At 64.8% G+C, this 3,186-nt stretch carries 3 protein-coding genes; 1 reads left to right on the top strand and 2 read right to left on the bottom strand.

What is annotated here, in order from left to right; all coding sequences use genetic code 11:
• Positions 1-574: 574 nt before the first annotated feature.
• Positions 575-1,267 (top strand): hypothetical protein, encoded by a 693-nt coding sequence (locus G6O54_RS36570; protein WP_165235929.1) that lies wholly within the window; start codon positions 575-577, stop codon positions 1,265-1,267.
• Positions 1,268-2,070: 803 nt separating this feature from the next.
• On the opposite strand, the gene G6O54_RS36565 is transcribed toward G6O54_RS36570, so the two are convergent.
• Both G6O54_RS36565 and G6O54_RS37585 read right to left on the bottom strand, forming a co-directional pair.
• On the bottom strand, positions 2,071-2,409 hold the full coding sequence (locus G6O54_RS36565; RefSeq protein ID WP_165235926.1) for a hypothetical protein: 339 nt from the start codon (positions 2,407-2,409) through the stop codon (positions 2,071-2,073).
• A 589-nt stretch (positions 2,410-2,998) separates the two neighbouring features.
• Positions 2,999-3,186 (bottom strand): hypothetical protein (locus G6O54_RS37585; RefSeq protein ID WP_205679172.1); only part of this gene is annotated, 188 nt, incomplete at its 5' end.

Genomic DNA, 3,186 nt, shown 5'->3' with positions numbered 1-3,186 from the left:
CAGAGGGATTCGCAACTCGCCTGCCGAACGCGGAAGGATGAATCCTTTTCAACCCGCCGACGCCCGAAACCCGCGCCGCCTGATTCCCAGCATGACGTCACCGGCGCGGCGCGTTCGTGAGTTCTTCGCCCGGCGTGAGGCACCGTCCCCATTTGCTGGGAGGCAGGGCGTGGGGCGCTTGACAGTCGGCACAAAGCTGCAGTGGGGTGGCCGTGATGGAAGCGCAGCGACACTGCGGTGAGGCAAGCCGTCACGCCGGACGGACCTTGCTCCCGGGACGAGGCGGTCCCGTGGTGTTCCACCACGGCCACCCGAGCCCCTGCGTGGCGGCCAGGAGTGTCCAGAACCGCACACAGGATTTAGGACGAGCCCGCGCCGAATCGTGGTACGCCGATCTTCGTTCGATCCCATCCTGGGCTTCGATGACTCCGACCGCCTCGGGCGTCTTCGCCATCCGACCGACCGACCGAATCGATCGACTTCGGAGCGATCTCAATTCTCCTGATCATCATCGACGGAGCCGGGGATTCGCGGCTCGTAGACGGACGATCAGTCCTCACCGGGAGCGATTTCCATGCGCCAACATCGACGACCCTCAACCTCGTGGCCGGCCTCCCTCCTCGTCCTGACGGTTGCCCTCCTGGATTCGGGGCCGAGTCGAGCCCATGCCGACACGATCCTCGAGACGGCGACGCTCGGGGCGAATCCCACGCCTGCCGTCGGCCTCGGCGCCCTCCAGTGGGTCGGGGCCCGCTTCTCGGTCTCGAACAGCGTGGACGTGGACACGGTCGGGGCCAATCTCCAGGGTGCCCAGAGCCTCTTCGTGGCGATCGTTGCCCTGGATGGTCCCGACGGACTCCCCTCCTGGGCGCCTTCCCAGATCGAGTCGCATGCCCTGGCCCATGCCGTTTTCACCGCCCCGTCCGCCGTTGCCGACGTCTCCGTGAGCCTCCCGGTCGCGCTGGGGCCCGGCGACTACGGCGTCGTCTTCGGCGTGGGTGCGTTCAACTCCGGGGGCGGCGCGAACCTGACCGAGGGGAACATCCCGACCTCACAGGCGTCCTTCTTCAGCGCCCTCAACGTCGTCGACGACAAATGGCTCGATCAGCCCGGCTGGTCCGGCCTGCGAATCTTCGTGACCGGCACGAGCGCTGTCCCCGAACCCTCGTCCTGGCTCCTCGTTTCCACCGGCCTGCTCGTCCCGTTCGTAGGGCGGATCACGCGCTCAGGAACGCATCGGGTCCTCGGTTTCGTATCGGGCGGGTGAAGACAGGTAGGCACAGACCAGGCACATCACGGTGACGCTCGCGGCGGCCGCCAAGAGCACGGCACCTTGTTGACCACCGCTGGCCGACACGAGCCGAATGGGCACGATAAGGAGGGCGAGCAGGAGCAGCACGGTCGGAATGGCGCTCGGGCGGGCTGCATTCACCGTCCAACTCATCCACCTCGCGTGTCGAGGCACGATGGCCCGTGGGTCAGCCCTGCAAAAGTAGACCCCCCACCTCCGATTCCGGGGTTCATCCCAGCAGGCTTCGATTTCCTTGCGAGTCATGGTTCCTCATCCATCCGGCACTTGCCGGCTTCAGAGGATCGCACGGGTGGTGTCGGCAGCGGCTCGCCATAGCCCTCCCTGCCAGACTCTGAACACCGCCCATGTCGGCGAGCGTACGGCAGCGAATCCTCAGGATCAAGTCTGTCACGACCGAGGGGGGCGCAATCAACTCGTACCCCACAGGAGGTGCTCAGGACCGTGAGCGACATGACGCTCGAGGATGCCGCAGGAGGAGCGGCTCGCAACTGGCAGCGCGAATCCGTGGCCAGGGAATCAGGAGAATCAGCGGCCACGCGGAGGATCGCCTGGCCTGCCGCCGCGGCCCGTTTTCCACAGGGGATCAGTCGCCACGCACCAAGGTGGAGAGCCTCGACAGATGCGTACAAACTTTTCGGTGCCTGGTCTTCTATTGTGCCTCCCATGCTACTGACCTGCTATGCCTTCCGGCATCGGCCACGAAGGCCTCTGCCTCGGGATGATCCAGGAGCGACATCGGGAGCCCTCCGCGCGTCTCGTCATGGACTCGGCGGCTTCGGCGGAAACCATTCGGGATGACGGGCCGCATGCCTGCGGTAGGTGGCGATCGATCGCGTCGTCGGGGCGCGTTTCAAGCGGGCTCCCCGATGGCTGTAGTAATGGACCTCGTCGCCGTCTTCGAGGCCGGCGAAATCGACGACATGCAGATGGACCTGCCACCAGGAGTGCGAGGACACGTGTCTACTTCGAATGTACTCCTCGGCCTTCTCCAGCGACGAGGAGACGTGGAACTGGACCGAGTCGACCTGGGGCGAATCCGGGAGGCCCATGATCTCGTAGTGCATTACGACCCATACCGTCCGCTTCCGCTGGCCCATGCCCATTCCCTCCTGGACACCTCACGTGCCGACCTCAAGCGCGAGGCTCTCCTTGCAAGCCGTCGATTCTCGTGACGACTCACGATAGGACGGGCCGACGACGGCTGTCACGAAAAGACGGGTGACAGCAGAACCACTCCCATTGGTTGCAGGGCCTCCGATCCCGGTCACCACTCAGGTGCCTGGACATCGGTCCCGCCGCCGGTCCCAGACCACTCCACGCACCTTCGGCACCTTGCGTCGTCGGACTCGCTTGCTCGTCGTTCATCGCCGAACCTCGAGCCAACCGGCGACAATCCGAGCTCGATCGAGCCGCTTTCTTATGGCTCATCCGGCCGAAGCGCGCGCCGGGCTCGGAAATCCGCCATCCACGGGCTTGGGCATGCGCATCTTTTGTAGGGTGCGTCAAGCGAAGCGCAGACGCACCGGACCGCCGATTCATGGGGTACGAGCGGGCGAGCCCATGCTCGCATGGCTTGCTCAAGAGGGGAGCCATCGTGATTTCCAAGGCCGCGCCGATCCGGTGCGTCTGCGCCTCGCTTGACACACCCTGCAAGATTGGGGGCCTCCAGCTCAACAATTCCCCATGTCAAGGAGTGGCGTCGCGAATCTCCCGGCGCACGCTTCCGCAGGATGAACCCAAAAGGTTCTGTACCGATCTGGCCGCGTTTTGATCGCCAGCGTCTCGATCTTGGGTATGTGGCCCCTGATTCTCTTTCTTGGGTGTGTGGCCACTGATTCCCTGCTTCAAGCTCGAGCGGGACTGGCTGATCTGAG

It is taken from the genome of Aquisphaera insulae, from assembly GCF_011064615.1.
Taxonomy (GTDB): Bacteria; Planctomycetota; Planctomycetia; order Isosphaerales; family Isosphaeraceae; genus Aquisphaera; species Aquisphaera insulae.
This window is presented reverse-complemented; position numbering and strand designations above follow the sequence as displayed.

Coding starts and splice junctions, on each gene's coding strand:
- G6O54_RS36570 (WP_165235929.1), top strand. CDS start 575: ATGCGCCAACATCGACGACCCTCAACCTCGTGGCCGGCCTCCCTCCTC.
- G6O54_RS36565 (WP_165235926.1), bottom strand. CDS start 2,409: ATGGGCCAGCGGAAGCGGACGGTATGGGTCGTAATGCACTACGAGATC.